The following is an 18,625-nucleotide window of genomic DNA, read 5'->3' on the forward strand; positions in this document are numbered from 1 at the left end:
CGCGGGGGGCGGAGCGTGGAGCAGTCCGCACCCTTGTGGATCGTCCCGCTGTTCCTGATCGGGTTTTTAGCCTTCTGGCTGCTTGTGACGACCTTGCTCTTGGCGCTGGCCGACTGGCCGGCTCTCGCTGATCGCTTTCCCGACAGGCAGGAGACCGCGGTTAAACGGTTTCGCATGTGCTCGGGTGGGATGGGTACGACGTTACCGGAGTTTTTCGGCGTAAATTTCGGCAATTGTCTTACGCTTGATGTTGCCCATGCGGGCTTGCGGGTCAGCGTCTGGAAGCTTTTCAGGCCCTTTTCGCCGCCAATCCTGGTGCCGTGGAGCGAGATCGAAGCGGCTCACCGCAAGGTGCTGTTCTGGCCGCAGATACGCCTTGGTTTTGGCCATCCTGAAATCGGTCGCCTGACGATCATACCCCGTCTCGCCGTCAAGCTGGCGGAAGCCAGCCAAGGTAAGCTCAAGCTTCCCCCTTCGCCCTGATCATCGCCGCTACATCGACGAATTTCTCGCGCGGGGCGCCATCCCGCGCAGCCTTCTCCTCGGCCTCCTCGATCTTCTTCCAGTCGCGAAAGGTGACCACGTGCAGGCTGCGCTGTTCGGCAATGGTATCAAAGCCCTGGCGACCTTTCTTGCCACCCGGTCCCAGTACGCCCGAGGCAATGTCCTCGACCACCTTGTCGATCACCGAATAGCCATCGGGCCGGTTGGTGCCGATGGTGCCGGACGGGCCGCGCCGCGCCCAGCCGACGCAATAGAGGCCGGGCAGGATGCGCCCTTCATCGTTGGCGAAGCGGCCGGCGCGTTCCTCGAACGGCACCCCGGGGATCTCGACGCTGCGATAGCCGATGCAGGCCACTACGAGATCGGCCGGCAGGGTTGCGCGCCGTCCTGTGGGCACGGCCTTGCCCTTGATCACCTCGGTCTCCTCGATCACCACGCCGGTAACCTTGCCGCCATTGCCCACCAGCTCCACCGGCTGGGCGCAGAAGGCAAACTCGATGGCCACCGGCTTTTCGGCGCGGATGTGCTCCGGCACGGCGGCGAACTGGCGCAGCAGGGTCACGCTTTTCCGCAGGCCCGGCTCCAGCAGCGCGTCCTCCGCTTCCGGCGGCAGGTCACCGCGCGCGACGTGCGGGGCGGCGCGTTCCAGCTCGCCCAGCTCGCCCAGTTCCTTTGGCGTCATCATGATCTGGTGCGGCCCGCGCCGGCCCAGCAGCACGATGCGTTCCAGCTTCGATCCCGCCAGCAGGTCCAGCGCGTGGGCCACGATGTCGCTGCCGGCGAATTCCGCCGGGGTCTTTGACAGGATGCGTGCCACGTCCAGCGCCACGTTGCCCATGCCGATAACCACGGCGGTGCCGCCCGACAGGTCAGGGTCAAGCGCGGCGAACTGTGGATGCCCGTTGTACCAGCCCACGAAGGCAGCCGAGCCGAACACGTTGGAAAGGTCCTGCCCGGGAATCCCCAGTTCGCGGTCTTTCGGAGCGCCGGTGGCCAGGACCACGGCATCATAAAGCTCGCCCAGCTCGGCCACGGAAATGTCGCGCCCCACCATCACGTTGCCCACGAAGCGCACGTTGTCGGTCAGCGCGACTTTTTCGTACCGTTTGGCCACCCCCTTGATCGATTGGTGATCGGGCGCCACGCCGCTGCGGATCAGCCCGTAAGGCACTGGCAGACAGTCGAAAATGTCCACCCGGACATCCCCTCCCAAGGCCTTCTGCGCGGCCTCGGCGGTATAGTAACCCGCCGGACCCGAACCGATAATTGCAATATGCCGGACCGCCATGGCGCTGCCTCCGTCTCCCGAGGCGCGAGTGTAGCGCGCCTGACCGGCTGCTCAAGCGATTGTCACAAGGCAGCCGCAATCTTGCGCGCCCCACGTAGAATCGCGCAGGTTTTCCCCTTGCGGGTTAACCGTTTTTCAAAGCCGCATGCTGCATTGCGGCTGCATGGAGCGAGCAAGGCAGCCACAGGTTTCGCGCGATGCGTCCGCGGCGTACGATGCTGGGTCCGCGCCGCCTGCGGCGACGCCCCAGCCTGTTGCCCGGCCTGCCGTCCATGTTGCCGCGCCACCCCTGCCTGCCGAGGAAGTCGCCGACCGGCGCGTAAGATCCCGCCGCGAACAGTCTGCCACCCGCGTCTTTGCTCCACTGGATGCAGACCTGCTGCAGGCCAGCATGCAACCGCTGCGCTGGTACCTGGCCACGGTCACCATGGCCCTGGTGGCCCTGGTGGGCGGCCTCGCCACGATGGTCCTGCCCGGGTTGATGACCGTCAGCCTGTTCCTGCTGGCACTTGGCCTTTCGGCGCTGGTTCCGGTGGTTCACCCATGGATCGTGCAGGAGAAGCCGACCTGGCGCACCCCGGGCGAGCTGGTGCTGCTGGGTCTGCCCATGCTGCTGTTCGGCGCGGCCACATCGCTGTGGGTTCAGGAAGGCATGGACCTGATCGTGGGCCTGGCCATGCGCGTTACGCTGGGCGCGGTAGCTGCCGTCAGCCTGCGATCCCGCCCCGGCCTGATCGTGGCGACACAATGGGCATTGTGGGCCAGCCTGACGCTGATGGAACCGAGCTTCCTCAGCATTGGCTCGCTGGTCTTTGCCGGCGCCATCGCCTTCTCCATCGGCCGGAACGAGCAGGCCGAGCAAACCCGCGAGGAGCAACTGCGCGCCGCCCAGGAACGCGCCCAGAGCCGTGCCCGCGACATCCTTTCGGATTACGAGGACACCGGGCAGGGCTGGTTCTGGGAGACCGATCGCCGCTCGCAGCTTACCTATGTCTCGGAGACGGTGGCGCGCCTGCTGGGCCGCACTGCCGATGCCATGGTGGGCCGCCCGCTGGTGCAACTCTTCGACCTGGCGCAGACCGACGAGAACAGCGAGCGGACGCTGATGTTCCACCTCTCCACCCGCTCGGCCTTCAAGGAACTGGCCGTGCGGGCGGCAATCGAGGGTGATGACCTCTGGTGGTCGATCAGCGGCCGGCCGATCTTCGACAGCTACGACAATTTCGTGGGCTTTCGCGGCTCTGGCACCGACCTGACCGAACGCAAGCGCAGCCAGGAGGAAGTATCCCGCCTGGCCAATTTCGATTCGCTCACCGGCCTTGCCAACCGCCGCCAGATCAGCCGTGTGCTGGAAAAGCTGCTCAGCGCCCCGCAGGCCGACAAGCGTGATTGCGCGGTGTTCCTGCTCGATCTCGACCGGTTCAAGCACGTCAACGATACCATGGGTCACCCGGCGGGCGACGCGCTGTTGAAACAGGTGGCGCAGCGGCTGGAGCGCACCGTGGGCAAGGTGGGCCAGGTGGGCCGCCTTGGTGGCGACGAGTTCAAGGTGGTCATTCCTGGCAAGCACAAGCAGCAGATGCTGAGTGAACTGGCCGGTGCGGTGATCCACGCGCTGTCGCAGCCCTATGCGATCGAGGGCCAGCGGGTGATGATCGGAGCGTCGGTGGGCATCGCCATCGCGCCCGACAACGGCAACAATGCCGATGACCTGGTGCGCAATGCCGACCTGGCGCTCTATGCCGCCAAGGATGGCGGGCGCGGGCGCTTCCACTTCTACGCGCAGGACCTGCACGCCGAGGCCGAGGCCCGCGCGCAGATGGAAGAGGAACTGCGCGACGCCATCACCAAGGGTGATCTGCAACTGTTCTACCAGCCCATCGTCTCCACCGCGACCGAGGAGATCACCGGCTTCGAGGCGCTGATGCGCTGGCACCATCCGGTAAAGGGCTGGGTGCCGCCCGATCGCTTCATCGGCATTGCCGAGGATACCGGGATTATCGCCCAGCTTGGCGAGTGGGCCCTGCGCACCGCCTGCAACGACTTGGCCGATATGCCCGCCAGCGTGCGGGTGGCGGTCAACGTGTCACCGCTGCAATTTTCCAATCCGCAACTGCCGGCGATCGTCACCCATGCCATCGCCCAGTCCGGCATCCAGCCCGACCAGCTCGAACTGGAGATTACCGAGAGCGTGTTCCTGTCTGACGATGCCGGCACGGATGCCATGTTCAAGGCGCTGAAGCGGGTGGGCGTGCGCCTGGCGCTGGACGATTTCGGCACCGGCTATTCCTCGCTCGGCTATCTGAAGACCGCGCCGTTCGACAAGATCAAGATCGACCAGAGCTTCGTGCGCGGCGCCACCCAGGAAGGCAGCCGTAATGGTGCCATCATCGCCTCGATCACCAGTCTGGCGCATGCACTGGGCATGGAAACCACGGCCGAGGGCGTGGAGACGATGGACGAGCTGGACCTGGTTCGCCTGCACGGCTGCAGTCACGTACAGGGATTCATTTACGACCGCCCGCTGGATGCCGCCACCGCCAAGAGCCGCCTGGCATCGGGGCTGATGGCCGTGGCCCGTGGTCCGCGAGCTTCGCGCGCACCGCGCCAGACCATGCTGCGCAAGGTGGTGCTGGAGCACGGCGGCCACTTCTACGATGGCACCATCCGCAACATCTCCACCACCGGGGCCATGATCGAAGGGCTCTGGAACGTGCCGGTCGGAACGGTGTTCTCGGTCCAGCTCTCGCAGGGCTTCGCCATCGGCTGCACCACGCGCTGGAGCCTTGACGAGAAGATCGGTGTGGAATTTGCCAATCCGCTGCGCCGTGATGAAAGCGGCCGGCTGATCGGGGTGCAGGGGCCGCCGGTCAAGCCGGTGGCCGCCGATCCCGCGCGCAAGGCCGGCTAGCGCAAGCGCCCGCGAAACCGTTCGTTAAGCCTGATCCTTTAGAAAGGCCCGATCATCGCGGTTGCCGCAACCGCGCACTTGGGGTTTGGCATCAATGGCGATGCGCGACATATTCCTGAAGCGGCGCGACAAAGAGAGCGCGACCGCTGGCAACGGGGCCGTAGCCGTGATCGGCAACGGCGAGCGCTTGGCCATGCTCGACGCTTTCGAGAGCAGTGATCTGGCCTGGTTCTGGTCCACCGATGCGGAGGGCCGGGTTAACTATCTTTCACCCAACGCCGCAGAGCGGTTCGGCGAGGACTTCCAGATCCTGGGCTGTCCGTTGACGGACCTGCTGGAGACGGTGGCCGAGGATGGTGTTTCCTCGGGCGAGCGGCCGCTTAATTTCTTCCTCTCGTCCCATACGAAGATCCAGGACCAGGTGGCGAAGCTGCTGGTCGGCGGCACGCAGGAATGGTGGTCGCTGACCGGCCGTCCCTACTTCGACCAGGACCACCAGTTCTGCGGCTTTCGGGGCAGCGCCAAGGATATCTCCAGCCAGTTCCAGCGCCAGCTCGACCAGACCCGCCTGGCACAGTTTGACGACCTGACGGGCCTGGCCAACCGCCACCGGATGCAGACACGGCTGGAATCGATCCTTTCGGCCTTCAGGGTCAGCCGCCGAAGCTGTGCGCTGATCATGCTCGATCTCGACAAGTTCAAGGCGGTCAATGACCGGCTGGGTCACCCGGCGGGAGACGAGCTGCTGCGCCAGGTGGCCCAGCGGCTGCGCGGTATCCTCGTCTCGCCGGCGGAGATCGGCCGGCTGGGCGGTGACGAGTTCCAGGTGATCATCCCCGACATGGACGATCGCGGCCTGCTGGGCGATCTCGCCAAGAAGATCATCCAGATGCTCTCGCAGCCCTATGACCTGCATGGGGACCGCGCGGTGATCGGCGCTTCGGTGGGCATTGCCATATCGCCTTACGACGGCGAGACCCCGGCCGACCTGGTCAAGAATGCCGACCTGGCGCTCTATGCGTCCAAGGGCGGCGGGCGCGGGCAGTACCGCTTCTTCGCCAGCGACCTGGCCAATGCCGCCCAGCGCCAGCGCGAGATCGGCGAGGAGCTGCGCGGGGCCCTGGCCAACGACCAGCTCGCCATGAGCTACCAGCCGATCGTGCGCGGCAGCGACAACACCGTCGTCGCCTTCGAGGCGCTGCTGCGCTGGGAGCATCCGCAGCTCGGTGCCATCAGCCCGGCCACATTCGTGCCCATCGCCGAGGAGCTGAACCTCACCGCGCGCCTGGGCGAATGGAGCCTGCGCCGCGCCTGTCAGGAAGCCGCCGCCTGGCCGGGTGACTTGCGGGTAACGGTCAATGTCACTCCGCAGCTGTTCTTCTCCGGCATGCTGGTGCCGGCCGTGGAGGAGGCATTGGAAGCCAGCGGCCTGCGCGCCAACCGGCTGGAGCTGGAGGTGAGCGAGGGCGTGTTCATGGGCGAGAGCAGCCAGGTGGACAAGATCTTCGCCCGTCTCGCCAAGCGCGGTGTGCGGCTGACGCTGGACGATTTCGGCAAGGGCTACTCATCGCTTGCCTTCCTGCGGCGGGCGCCGTTCGAGAAGATCAAGATCGACCAGGGGTTTGTGCGCGGCTGCACGCGGGTGGATTCGTCCAACGCGGCGATCATCTCGGCGATCGTCAGCCTGGCGAAGGCGCTGGATATGGAGACCACCGCCGCCGGGGTTGAGGCGATGGACGAACTGTCCACCGTTCTGCAGCAGGGTGCCACCTACATCCAGGGCTTCATCTATTCCCGGCCCGTGCCGCAGGAGGTGGTGCTGGAAAAGCTGGAGGGGGGCGACTTCGTCTTTCAGCCGGTGGGGCCCGAACACCACCGTGCCGAGCGGCGCACCGTGCTGCTGCGGATCGGGGTCTATCACGAGAACGACCGCTACGAGGCCACCCTGCGAAACCTCTCGCGCACCGGGGCCCTGATCGAGGGATTGCTCGATGTGCCGGTGGGCACCGACCTGGTGCTCGACCTGGGCGGCGGACAGCTGGCCGTGGCAACCGTGCGGCGCAGCCAGGATGCTACCCAGGGTGTCGAGTTCGAGACACCCCTGATCAGCGACGGTGCCAACGGCCTGTGCACCCGCCATCGTGTCTCCCCGCAGCAGATGGCGGCAGCCGGCTTCGGTCAGGCAGCGGGCGGCATTGCCGAGGGCATGGGGCAGGGCAGGCGGCGGTTCATCCAGGTCGACCTGTCCGCCACATCATCCCGCGCGGCCTAGGGCCTTTCAACGCTGCTGACAGGGCGGCCGGACCCCGCTAGAGGCGGGCCATGTCTACTGACCTGTCCCTGATCCGCAACTTCAGCATCATCGCCCATATCGACCATGGCAAGTCCACCCTGGCGGACCGGCTGATCCAGGCCACCGGCGGCCTGACCGACCGCGAGATGAGCGAGCAAGTCCTTGATAACATGGACATTGAGCGCGAACGCGGGATCACCATCAAGGCCCAGACCGTCCGCCTCAACTACACGGCGAAGGACGGCAAGACCTACGAACTCAACCTCATGGACACCCCCGGCCACGTCGACTTCGCCTACGAGGTCAGCCGCAGCCTGGCCGCCTGCGAGGGCGCGCTGCTGGTCGTCGATGCCGCGCAGGGGGTGGAAGCGCAAACCCTCGCCAACGTCTACCAGTCGATCGAGCACGACCACGAAATCGTCCCCGTGATCAACAAGATCGACCTGCCCGCCGCCGAGCCCGAAAAGGTCAAGGCCGAGATCGAGGACATCATCGGCCTGGATGCCAGCAACGCCGTGCTCACATCCGCCAAGTCCGGCATCGGCATTGCCGACGTGCTGGAAGCCGTGGTCCAGCGCATCCCGCCGCCCAAGGGCGATGCCAAGGCCCCGCTGAAGGCCATGCTGGTCGACAGCTGGTACGATCCCTACCTGGGCGTGGTCATCCTCGTTCGCGTGCTCGACGGGGTCATCAAAAAGGGCCTCCAGGTCAAGTTCATGCAGGGCGGCACCGAGCACCTGGTGGACCGCGTGGGCTGCTTCACCCCAAAGCGCACCGACCTGGCCGACATCGGCCCGGGCGAGATCGGCTTCATCACCGCCCAGATCAAGGAGGTGGAGCAGGCCCGCGTGGGTGACACCATCACCACGGTGAAGAACGGCGCCACCCAGGCGCTGCCCGGCTACAAGGAAGTGCAGCCGGTGGTGTTCTGCGGCCTGTTCCCGGTGGACGCGGCCGATTTCGAGAAGCTGCGCGAAAGCATTGCCAAGCTGCGCCTCAACGATGCCAGCTTCAGCTATGAAATGGAGAGCAGCGCCGCGCTGGGCTTCGGCTTCCGCTGCGGCTTCCTGGGCCTGCTGCACCTGGAAATCATCCAGGAACGCCTGAGCCGCGAGTATGACCTGGACCTGATCACCACGGCCCCGTCCGTGGTCTATCGCATCCAGCTTTCCGCCAGCAAGACGGATGACGCGCGCGAGATCTACCTGCACAACCCGGCCGACTATCCGGATCCCAACCGGATCGACACGATCGAGGAGCCGTGGATCAAGGCGGTGATCTACACGCCCGATGAATACCTCGGCTCCATCCTCAAGCTGTGCCAGGACCGGCGCGGCATCCAGACCAACCTGACATACGTGGGCGGCCGCGCGCAGGTGACCTACGAGCTGCCGCTGAACGAGGTGGTGTTCGATTTCTATGACCGGCTGAAAAGCATCAGCCGCGGCTATGCCAGCTTCGATTACGAGCAGATCGGCCTGCGCGAGGGCGACCTCGTCAAGATGAACATCCTGGTCAACAACGAGCCGGTGGACGCCCTGTCGATGATCGTCCACCGCGGCGTGGCGGAAGACCGCGGGCGCGGCATGTGCGAACGGCTGAAGGACCTGATCCCCCGCCACCTGTTCAAGATCCCGATCCAGGCCGCCATCGGCGGCAAGGTGATCGCCCGCGAAACCATAGCCGCCCTGCGCAAGGACGTGACCGCCAAGTGCTATGGCGGCGACATCACCCGCAAGAAGAAGCTGCTGGAGAAGCAGAAAAAGGGCAAGGCGCGGATGCGGGAGTATGGGAACGTGAGCATTCCGCAGGAGGCGTTTATCGCAGCGCTGCGGATGGGGGAGGAGTGAGCGGAGGCGCTAAGGAAGCTGGAGGCCGGTCAGTCGGCTGCCAAAATCGTGAATAGTTCCATTTGCTTTCCGCTAAGCTCATCTAGGATTTTGTGTTTCGTCTTTGGGCTCCGAAACATTTGATAATGAGCCACGGATTTCTGTTGACTGCAGGCTTTGGAAACAACTTCCACAGCCTCATCGATCAGCGGCTGCATTGCATCCCGATCCGGAATCGGCAAACCTCGCTTGGCGAGAAGCATCTTTATCGTAAATAGAACGAACCAATGGCCGTATATGAGATATTGGTAAGACCCACCGCTTTCAATATGCCCCGAAAAGTCGGCGCTATACCTATCTCTGAGTTCTTCAATCTTTTGATATAGATTTATTAGTCTAACTAGTTGCGATATGTCGTAGGATTCGTGAAAAATCTGATTAAATCGAATTCCAAATATGGAATCTGATTCACTACGTGCGCGTTCAGGCTCGTTTAGATAATATGATAGAATCATCTGACCCAATTTAAGCGCGTCAACACGAGAATCTGCCGCTTTGTCTGCGTGCATATTCCTTTTTCGTTCGAAAAATAGGCCGTGATCACTGAGTGCCAGTTCTAGCTTTTTGAGAACTTCCGTGTTCGAACGCAAATCTCGATTTTGGATCTTAGCTTGACTGTTGGTGGCGACTGCCACGCTCTCGACAATATCCTTCTCGCTTGTTGCATATATGCGGACTAGCAGCACAACATTTTGAAGTGATTCCGGGTCGAAGCGATAAGCTTCCATCAGAGAGTGTGACGTCTGTGCGCCATTGACAATTTGGAAGTCCTCCAAATTTATCACAGGATTTGCGTGCCCTTTATTATACGTGTAAGAGTTACAAATTATCGTAATTCCGTTATTTAAGTACCAAAAAAGATAACTCTTTGATGATGTTGCGGTTGCAATGATGTCAGCGTTATAGCCACCGCTTTGTCCAAGAAAGATTCGAAGGTTGTCATCAAATAGGTATCGTTTTACGGATTTTTTGTCTGAGCTAGCAATCATCTCAATAAAGGAATATGGGTCAACTGACGCAATCACACCCCTCACGTTTCCGTCTGTCCGCTCGAAAAGTTCTTTCCCTAAGACTTGAAGTTGCCCCTTTTCGCTGCGCTTTTGCCCTGCGCCCAAATCCGCCACGAGCTGTTCCGCGCCGTAGTGGATGTAGGAGATTTGTTCATGTCTATCGCAATACCCGTCTAAGATTGATGTTGCAGAGCTCGACAACCCTTCATCGTTTGAACAAAACACAATCTTGTAACGGCAAAACAAACCTTTCTCGTGGAGAGACCAAATTTGGCGGATTTTTTGACTGGTCAGAAAATTTGCTCCCGCAGCGAGGTCCGCCGAGCGGTCAAATAGATCATTAAGAAAGGCGCAGATCTTTAGCGCTTCATTGTCATTTATGGTTCTTTTCGAAGAGGAGTGTGTATCTCTGTATTTCGCTTGAAATATGTAAACCTCGGCAGAATCTTCCTTTTCTATAATGTGTATCGCATCCACACCCCGATCATTTTTTCCATCGGTAATGGTTTCAATGCGATCTTCTTCCGAACTTGGAAAAAATTGGTCTAGGATTAGCCAGAGGAAAGCCCATGACTTATTTGGCGTGCTGCGCCTTTCTTCGATCGCTTTCACTCGGGAGTCGACTATATCCCATTCTAGCCTCGAGATCGTCACTCTAAGGTCTCCGCAACTAAGTCTATGAGAGCGGGCGAGGTGTAGACATTAATAGTGCATTGAGTCTACGTAGTTCCTCCAGCGCCGAACGATCCGGCGAGAACCTCTATCGGATGCGAAATGACATTCGGCGTATTCATGCATAAGGACGGGTCGATCTACGACGACATTCCCGAAGTGCATTACCAGTTTCCGAAGAGCTATCTCAGCCGAGCCAAGCAAATGGTCGGCGATTGGATCGTATACCGAGAGCCGGTAAAGCTGCCGCAGTCCAAAGGCTTCTTCGCCGTGGCGAAGGTGGAACGGATCATCCCCGATCCAGCCGTGTCGGATCGCTACCGGGCGATCATTCAGGAAGGCAGCTATCTGCCATTCTCGCCTACCGTTCCGCACATCGTTGATGGCCAACCAGTTGAGAGAGATTTGGCGAACGCGCAGGCGGCAGTGCGGCCTCTCTCGGCATCGGATTTCTCGCGCATTATCGGCCTAGGCCTGCCCGAAGACGATACCCTGCCGCGCGTTGGCGAACTCGAGGGGGAGCTACGGGTCCGAGACCCGCAAATGCCGTTCGAGATCGAGCGGCCCATTGTCCAAACTCTGCTCAATCGCCCGTTCCGGGACCGTGCCTTTCGCCGCGCCGTGCTGCACGCCTATGATGGGCGCTGCGCAGTCACCGGTTGGCGGCTGGTCAATGGTGGCGGTCGTCTGGAGGCAGAGGCGGCGCATATCCGCCCCGTGGAGCGGGGAGGGCCAGACAGCATTCGCAATGGTTTGGCGCTCTCAGGCACGGCGCACTGGATGTTCGACCGGGGATTGATCGGGCTTAGCGACGATCTGGACATCATGGTTTCGCGTCACGTGAATGACCCTGCCAGCGTGGCGGGCATCATCAACCGTTCGGGAAAAGCCTTGGTGCCGCCGCGCGAGGGCGATAGGCCTCATCCTGAGTTCCTGAGGTGGCATCGGGACAACTGCTTCAAACACTGATCCCCACCACCCCTACAGACACCCGCCCCAACTTGCGCTAAGCGCCCCGCATCCCCCCATCCGGCGCGCGCCTCCACGCCCGCGCCCATCAGACAATAAAGTGACCGACTCCCATCATGGCAGGATTCAAGGACAGTTTCGAAGATCGCGCAGCCCGCTCGCAGGCGGCGCGGGAGAAGGCGTTGCAGATGCTCGCCAACCGCGCTCCGGTGGACGAGGCGGAGGTGGCCCGGCGCAAGGCGGCGCAGGAGGCCAAGGAAGCCGCTCGCGCCGAGAAGAGCGCCGCGCGCAAGGCGGCCATTGCCCAGGCCAAGGCCGACAAGGCGGCGGCCGCTGCCGTGCCCGTGAAGGCCGCGCCCACCGAGGCGGAGCTGAAGCAGGCGCGGGACGAGAAGTACGCCGCGCGCAAGGCACGCAAGGGCTGAGTGCGGGGGGCTGATCGACGGGCGGCTCAGTCGCCGAACACCATGTCGATGATCTGCCACACCTTCGCCCGCTTGTCCGGCGTGAACCAGCGGGCATAGTCTTCCTGCGCCAGGGCATGGTCGGCTTCGTCCCACGGGCCTGAGTGGCGGGCCATGCGGTCGGCTGTCTCGGCCTCGCGGAACGCGGCATAGGCGGCGCGGGCCTGCGGGCCAAGGGTGGTGAACCAGCGGCGGTGCAGCTCGGCCAGGTATTCCACCGTGGCCGCGCCGGTCTCGTCGTATTCTGCCGCCGCGCGGATGGCGGCCTCGCGCTCCCACTCCTCGCGCCACTGGGCCTTCAGGCGCTTCAGCTCGGCTGCATCGGTGGCGCTCAGCGCCTTGGGCTTGCCGCCGGTGAACCGATCGGGCGCGCGGTTCCTCAGCATGAACATCAGCAGCCGGTCGTTATACACGGTGCGCGTGCCCACCAGCTTGCCATAGGAATAGACCGGCACCTCCACCCCGTTCAGCGCGCGGTCCATCGCCACGTCCTCGATCCGGCGCATGCCGATGTCCAGCGCGGCATCCCACGCGGCGCGGAAGGCGGCGGCTTCCGGGTGGCGGCGCAGCATGTAGGCGCCGTGGTCGGCCCGGCCCACGCGGCGGCAGGCGGCCTTGACGCTGCCGGTCTCTGCCAGCGCCTCGATGAAATCGCGCTGCACCTGCGCGGTCCAGCCGTTGGAGCGGTGCTTGGCGCGGGGCACGGGGTCGAATGCGGGGAGGACGGCGGGAAGGGTCTGGTCGGTCATGCGGGTGGTCCTGTGGCAGGGTGCTGTGCGGACAGGGGTGGCGCGCCTGCGGGGCTGTAGGAAAGCGGTTTTGCCTGCTAGGGTGCCCTCCATCATCCCGTGGGGGGAGGGCAGGCGTTGCGCGATATCATGGCCCGGGTGCGGCACTGGCTGGCCGAGCGCAGCCTTTCGGCGGCGGGGCTGGCCGTGCTGGGCCTGCTGGCGCTGCTCGCCTGGACCGACCCCGCGCCGCTGCAGCGCGTGCGCTTGCAGGTGTTCGACGGCTGGCAGCGGCTGGCCCCCGCGCCGGTCGCCAGCGGGGCGGGGCAGGTGGTGGTGGTCGATATCGACGAGGCGTCCATCGCCACCCTGGGCCAGTGGCCCTGGCCGCGCACCGACCTCGCCACGCTCACCACCCGGCTGGGGCAGGCGGGGGCGAAGGTGGTGGCCTTCGACGTGGTCTTTTCCGAACCCGACCGCACTAGCCCGGAGCAACTGGCCACGCGGCTGGGCCTGCCCGCACTCGCCGCGCTCCCCGGCCACGATGCCGCGCTGGCGCAGAGCTTTGCCAGCGTGCCGGTGGTGGCGGGCTTCTTCCTCGATCGGCAGCGGATCGGCCGCGCGGTGGAGCCGGCCGCGCCGTTCCTGCTCCACGGCTCGCTCCCCACCCGATCGGTGGCGCAATACCAGGGCGCGCTGCTGCCGCTTCCGGTGCTGGAGCAGGCGGCGGCGGGCACCGGCTCGCTGACGCTGGAGGCGGACCCCGACGGCATCGTTCGCCGGGCGCCGCTGGTGGCGATCCATCGCGGTACGCTGGTCCCCTCGCTGGGCCTGGAGGCCGTGCGGCTGGCGACCGGCGCAGGCAACCCCGACCTGACCACCAGCGACGGCAGCGGCGAGACGCTGGCCGCTCCCGGCGCGGCGGTCTCGGTGCGGCTGGGCGATACGGTGATCCCGGTCGACGCGGGCGGCGAGATGTGGGTGCACTACCCGCGCAATGACACCCGCCCCGTGCTCAGCGCCGCGCGCATCATCGGGGGCGAAATCAGCCCGCAAGCCCTGCGCGAGGTGGTGGGCGGGCGGATCGTCTTCGTGGGCGGAAGTGCGGTGGGGCTGCAGGACCTCGTCTCCACCCCGCTGAGCGAGCGCACCGCCGGGGTGAACACCCACGCCGCCGCGGCCGAGCAGATGCTGGCGGGGCACTTCCTCCAGCGGCCGGACTGGGCCTTTGCGCTGGAATGGGTGCTGGCCCTGCTGGCCGGCGGCGCCCTGGCCCTGTCTCTGCCCCGGCTGGGCGCGGCCAGGGGGGCCGTGGTGGCGCTGGCAGGCGTGGCGCTGGCGGTGGGGGGCAGCTGGCTGGCCTTCACCCGCGCGGGCTACCTGCTTGATCCCACCTGGCCGGTGCTGGCGCTGCTGGCGGTCTATACCGTGCAGACGGTGCTGGCCTTCCGCCGCGAGGAGCGCCGCCGCAGCTATATCCACCGCGCCTTCGATCGCTACCTCTCGCCCGAACTGGTGCGCCAGATCGCCGCCGATCCGGGGCGGCTGGAACTGGGTGGCGAGGAGCGCGACATGAGCGTGCTGATGGCCGACATCCGCGGCTTCAGCCGCATTTCCGAACGCCTCAGCCCGCGCCAGGTGATCGACTTCCTGGTGGCCTTCCTCACACCGATGAGCGCGATCCTGCTGGCCCGCAAGGCCACGCTGGACAAGTACATCGGCGATGCCGTGCTGGCCTTCTGGAACGCCCCTCTGGACGATCCCGAGCACCCGCAGAACGCCGCCCGCGCCGCGCTGGAGATGGTTGCCAAGGTGGCGGAACTGAACCGCACGATGCCCCGGCAGAACAAGGTGCCGTGGCCCGGCGAGGTGAAGATCGGTGTGGGCCTGAACACCGGCCTGTGCTGCGTGGGCAACATGGGCAGCGCCGAGCGCCTGTCCTACACCCTGATCGGTGACACGGTGAACGTGGCCAGCCGGCTGGAGGGGCTGACCAAGCTCTACGGCGTGCCCATCGCCGTAGGCGAGGCCATGGCCGCGCGCCTGCCCGGCTTTGCCCTGCTGGAGCTAGACCGGGTGCGCGTGGTGGGCCGCGACCAGCCCGCCACCCCGTCTGCCCTGCTGGGTGACGAGACGCTGGCGGCCGACCCGCAGTTCCTGGCGCTGCGCCACCTGCACGACCAGATGCTGGCCGCCTACCGCCCGCAGGAATGGGACGCGGCGGAGCGCCTGCTGGCCGAGGGACAACCGCTATACGCGGCGCTCGGCATCCCCGGCCTGCACGCGCTCTACCGGCAACGCGTGGCCACGCTGCGCGCCGATCCGCCGGGCGCGGGCTGGGACGGGGTGTTTACCGCGACGGAGAAGTAGGCCCACGCTGACAGGCACAGGCGGCATGGCCCTGTGGCCTTCGGGTAACAGCCTGCCGCTGTCACGGCGCCGCAACAAATCTGTCGTCCCGTTGCAACGCAGCAGGGCCAGTGCGCCCCCGTCATTCAACCAGACGGGACCACCCCCATGCTTCGTTCGCGCTTCCTCCTCACCGCCGCCACTGCCGCCCTTGCCAGCGCCATTGCCCTGCCGGCCGCCGCCCAGGACCAGGCCCCCGCCGGAACGGCGGACGAGACCCAGGTGCAGGATGCCAGCACCATCGTCGTTCTCAGCGGCATCGGCTATCGCAACCGCAGCGAGGATGCCGTGCCCGAGCTGGTCTATGACGAGCAGTTCTTCCAGCGGTTCGAGCCGCTGACCGCCGGTGACGCGCTGCGCCGCGTGCCCTCGGTCACCTTCCTGTCGGACGTGATCGAAAGCGACGGTGCCCGCCTGCGCGGCCTCGATCCCGGCTATACCCAGATCCTGATCAACGGTGACCGCGTTCCCGGTTCCAACGCCGACCGCTCGTTCTTCCTTGACCGCGTACCCGCCGAACTGATCGAGCGGGTGGAGATCGTCCGCTCGTCCACCGCGCGCCGTACCGGTGATGCCGTGGCCGGCACGATCAACATCGAACTGCGCGATGGCCTGTCGCTGGATGGCGGCTACATGCGCGCGGGCGGCCTGTATTTCAACGATGGCGAGATCAAGCCCAGCGTGGGCGTCTACTTCGGCGGCGAGATGGGGCCGGGCCGCGTGCTGGCCGGCTTCAACGTCCAGGGCCGCTATAACCCCAAGCAGAAGACCAGCCTGCGCTTCGGCGATTCTCCCGAGAACAATCCGGACTTCTTCGCGGACGATTTCGACAACCGCGAGGACCAGACCGATACCCGTGACGGGATCGATTATGCCGGCAACGTGTCCTACGTGATCGATGCGGACACCACCCGGTTCGAGCTGGCGGGCAACTTCGTGCGCACCGACCGCACCGAGACCGAGCGCAGCTTTGAATACAACAGCCCCACCGCCATCAGCGGTCCGGTGCGCACCACCCCGCCGGGCAACCTGCTGACCGATAACGACAACGTCAACGACATCAGCCAGACCAGCTTCTCGCTGGAATCCGAGCTGGAGCAGGAATGGGCGCTGGGCGAGACCAAGCTGCGGGCTGCCTTCTCCCGCTTCACCGATGACCAGTTCGAGTACGAGTACGAGATCGACTTCGATCGCACCGCGCCGCGCTTTACCGGTGATCTGACGCAGGTCGACATCGTGGACGAGGAAATGTCGCTGCAACTGGAGCACATCTTCAAGCTGGCGGACGATCTTGACCTGGCCATCGGCGGCTTTGCCCAAAACAAGGACCGCGATACCGACATCGGCGAGATCCGCAGCCGCTTCAACCTGCCGGCGGCCATGCGCACCGGCTACAACCAGTTCAGCCAGACCCCGCTGGACTTCGTCGGCACCTTCGCCCCGTTCGCAGCCCCGGCTGGCGGCCTCAACACCATCGAGGAAGACCGCCGCGACCTGTTTGCCCTGATCGAGGGTGAGAGCGGCGCGCTGAGCTTCGAGGCAGGCATCCGCTGGGAAAACACCGATGTCACCATCGAGGACCTGACCGTGGCGGCGGCGCAGCGGGTGCAGACCAACTCCTACGATTACATCCTGCCTTCGGCCTCGGCCAAGATCAGCGTCGGCGATGGCCGCTTCACCCTGTCGGCCGCGCGCACCATGCGCCGTCCGCGCCTCGACTACATCAGCCCCGCGCTGCTGGAGGCCGAGCTGGGTGACAACGACCTGCTGGGCAATCCGCAGCTCGCCCCGGAAACCGCCTGGGGTGGCGATGTGGGCTATGAACACCGGCTGGGCCGCACCGGCGTGGCGGGCATCAATTTCTTCTACCGGGCTGTGCAGAACCTGGTGGAAGTGGCCAACACCGGGGTGGAGGGTTCGGAAGGCGCGGGCACTTTCGTGCTCCAACCGCGCAACACCGGCGACGGCAAGGTGTGGGGCGTGGAGTTCGACCTGTCGACCAGCCTCGGCTTCCTGGGCCTGCCCGATACCGGCGTGTTCGGCAACCTGGGCTATGTCGACAGCGAGATCACCGACGTGTTCGGCACCCGCCGTTTCAACGGGCAGAGCGAGTATGTCTACAACGTGGGCCTGATTCAGGACTTCCCCTCGCTGGGGGCCGCCCTGGGCGTGAACTACCGCAAGCAGGGGGCGGCGTTTGATCGCACCGTGGGCGAGGAAGTGACCACCACCTATGGCGCGGACCTGGAAGTGTTCGTGGAGAAGCGCTTCGGTGACAGCTTCACCGTGCGCCTGGTGGGCTCCAACCTGCTCGACTCCAGCAAGGACGAGGTGTTCAACAAGTTCACCACCATCGAAGACCAGCAGGATCGCAGCTTCGACGAGTACGAGCTGGAGACCGAGGAAGCCGGCCCGGTGTTCCAGCTGATCGCGCGGTACGCCTTCTGATGCGGGGGCAAGTTTTCATCGCAGCGGCCTGGGCTTTTGCCCTGGCCGCCTGCGCCACCACCCCGCCGCAGGGCCTGCCGCCGGTGACCGTTACCGCGCTGGCGGAAACCGTGCCGGTGGGCACCGCCAACCAGGATGCGGCGGACGATCCGGCGATCTGGCGCAACACGGCCAACCCGCAAGCCAGCCTGATCGTGGCCACCGACAAGAAGGCGGGCCTCTACGTCTATGGCCTGGACGGGCAGGTGAAGAGCTTCACCAACTCGGGCCTGGTCAACAACGTGGACGTGGTGGACCTGGGCCAGTCCGGGGGCGCGCAGGGCGTAATCGTGGTGGCGAGCGACCGCAACGACCTGACGCAGGCCGTGCTGCAGGTCTATCGCCTGAACACCGCCACCGCCACGCTGGAGCCGCTGGCCAATGGCCCCGGCGGCGCGGGCGAGGGCTATGGCCTGTGCCTGGGTTATCGCGATGGCGTGCTGCGCGCCTATTCGGTGCTGAAGGAAGGCCGCACGCACGAGGTGCGGATCGACCTTGCCGGCGCCACCCCGCAGTTCACGATGGAGCGCACGCTGACGGTCGCCAGCCAGCCCGAAGGCTGCGTGGTCGATAACCGCAACGGCACGCTCTACGTGGGCGAGGAGACGCGCGGGCTGTGGCGTTTTGCCGCCGGGACAAGCGCCGGGGAACTCGTCGCGCCGATCGACAACCAGTACCTGGTGGCCGATCTGGAAGGCTTGGCGCTCGCCCCGTCCGGCACCGATGGCGGCTACCTGGTCGCGTCCAGCCAGGGTGACAATGCCTACGCCGTGTTCGCGCTTCCCGGCGTGACCCCGGTAGGCCGGTTCCGCATTGCCGCAGGCACGCTTGGCGCAACCGAGGAGACCGACGGGATCGACCTGGTCCTGGGTGACTTCGGGCCGCTCTATCCGCAAGGGCTGTTCGTGGCACAGGACGGGCACAACGCCCCCGCCGCGCAGAACTTCAAGCTGGTGAGCTGGCAGGCCGTGGCAGAGGCGCTGGGGCTGGCCGAATAGGCG

General features: G+C 64.9%; 12 protein-coding genes. 9 read left to right on the top strand and 3 right to left on the bottom strand.

Translation table 11 applies throughout. From position 1 onward, the window contains the following. Positions 1-15: 15 nt before the first annotated feature. The gene (locus GRI99_RS07825; RefSeq protein WP_160771456.1) at positions 16-483 is read left to right on the top strand and encodes a hypothetical protein; all 468 of its coding nucleotides are present in this window, start codon (positions 16-18) and stop codon (positions 481-483) included. On the opposite strand, the gene GRI99_RS07830 is transcribed toward GRI99_RS07825, so the two are convergent. Continuing rightward, positions 461-1,792, bottom strand: coding sequence for an FAD-dependent oxidoreductase (locus GRI99_RS07830; protein ID WP_160771457.1), 1,332 nt, complete (start codon positions 1,790-1,792; stop codon positions 461-463). The genes GRI99_RS07825 and GRI99_RS07830 overlap by 23 nt on opposite strands. A 391-nt stretch (positions 1,793-2,183) precedes the next feature. Here GRI99_RS07830 and GRI99_RS07835 point away from each other — a divergent pair, with 391 nt between their 5' ends. The 3 genes from GRI99_RS07835 to lepA all read left to right on the top strand — a co-directional run bounded on the left by GRI99_RS07835 (position 2,184) and on the right by lepA (position 8,846). Beyond that, positions 2,184-4,703: an EAL domain-containing protein gene (locus GRI99_RS07835; RefSeq protein ID WP_160771458.1), complete on the top strand. Its 2,520-nt coding sequence runs from the start codon at positions 2,184-2,186 to the stop codon at positions 4,701-4,703. A gap of 100 nt (positions 4,704-4,803) precedes the next feature. After that, complete coding sequence (locus GRI99_RS07840) at positions 4,804-6,975, top strand: EAL domain-containing protein (protein WP_160771459.1); 2,172 nt, start codon at positions 4,804-4,806, stop codon at positions 6,973-6,975. A 50-nt stretch (positions 6,976-7,025) separates the two neighbouring features. After that, positions 7,026-8,846, top strand: coding sequence for a translation elongation factor 4 (lepA, locus tag GRI99_RS07845; RefSeq protein ID WP_160771460.1), 1,821 nt, complete (start codon positions 7,026-7,028; stop codon positions 8,844-8,846). Positions 8,847-8,875: 29 nt separating this feature from the next. Here lepA and GRI99_RS18975 read toward each other — a convergent pair whose 3' ends face one another. Next, positions 8,876-10,507 (bottom strand): AIPR family protein, encoded by a 1,632-nt coding sequence (locus tag GRI99_RS18975; protein WP_202392978.1) that lies wholly within the window; start codon positions 10,505-10,507, stop codon positions 8,876-8,878. 162 nt (positions 10,508-10,669) lie between these two features. On the opposite strand from GRI99_RS18975, the gene GRI99_RS07855 reads away from it, so the two are divergent. Next, positions 10,670-11,536 carry an HNH endonuclease gene (locus GRI99_RS07855; protein ID WP_160771462.1) on the top strand — a complete coding sequence of 289 codons (867 nt, stop codon included), beginning with the start codon at positions 10,670-10,672 and terminating at the stop codon, positions 11,534-11,536. 116 nt (positions 11,537-11,652) lie between these two features. Beyond that, positions 11,653-11,961 (top strand): hypothetical protein, encoded by a 309-nt coding sequence (locus GRI99_RS07860; protein ID WP_160771463.1) that lies wholly within the window; start codon positions 11,653-11,655, stop codon positions 11,959-11,961. A 26-nt stretch (positions 11,962-11,987) separates the two neighbouring features. On the opposite strand, the gene GRI99_RS07865 is transcribed toward GRI99_RS07860, so the two are convergent. Next, positions 11,988-12,749 carry a hypothetical protein gene (locus tag GRI99_RS07865; RefSeq protein ID WP_160771464.1) on the bottom strand — a complete coding sequence of 254 codons (762 nt, stop codon included), beginning with the start codon at positions 12,747-12,749 and terminating at the stop codon, positions 11,988-11,990. Between the two features lie 117 nt (positions 12,750-12,866). Here GRI99_RS07865 and GRI99_RS07870 point away from each other — a divergent pair, with 117 nt between their 5' ends. The 3 genes from GRI99_RS07870 to GRI99_RS07880 all read left to right on the top strand — a co-directional run bounded on the left by GRI99_RS07870 (position 12,867) and on the right by GRI99_RS07880 (position 18,622). Further along, on the top strand, positions 12,867-15,098 hold the full coding sequence (locus GRI99_RS07870; protein WP_160771465.1) for a CHASE2 domain-containing protein: 2,232 nt from the start codon (positions 12,867-12,869) through the stop codon (positions 15,096-15,098). A 147-nt stretch (positions 15,099-15,245) separates the two neighbouring features. Then, the gene (locus tag GRI99_RS07875) at positions 15,246-17,585 is read left to right on the top strand and encodes a TonB-dependent receptor plug domain-containing protein (protein ID WP_160771466.1); all 2,340 of its coding nucleotides are present in this window, start codon (positions 15,246-15,248) and stop codon (positions 17,583-17,585) included. After that, complete coding sequence (locus GRI99_RS07880; RefSeq protein ID WP_160771467.1) at positions 17,585-18,622, top strand: phytase; 1,038 nt, start codon at positions 17,585-17,587, stop codon at positions 18,620-18,622. Before GRI99_RS07875 ends, GRI99_RS07880 begins: the two co-directional genes overlap by 1 nt. Positions 18,623-18,625: the final 3 nt, after the last annotated feature.

It is taken from the genome of Alteraurantiacibacter buctensis (genome assembly GCF_009827655.1).
GTDB classification, from domain to species: domain Bacteria; phylum Pseudomonadota; class Alphaproteobacteria; order Sphingomonadales; family Sphingomonadaceae; genus Alteraurantiacibacter; species Alteraurantiacibacter buctensis.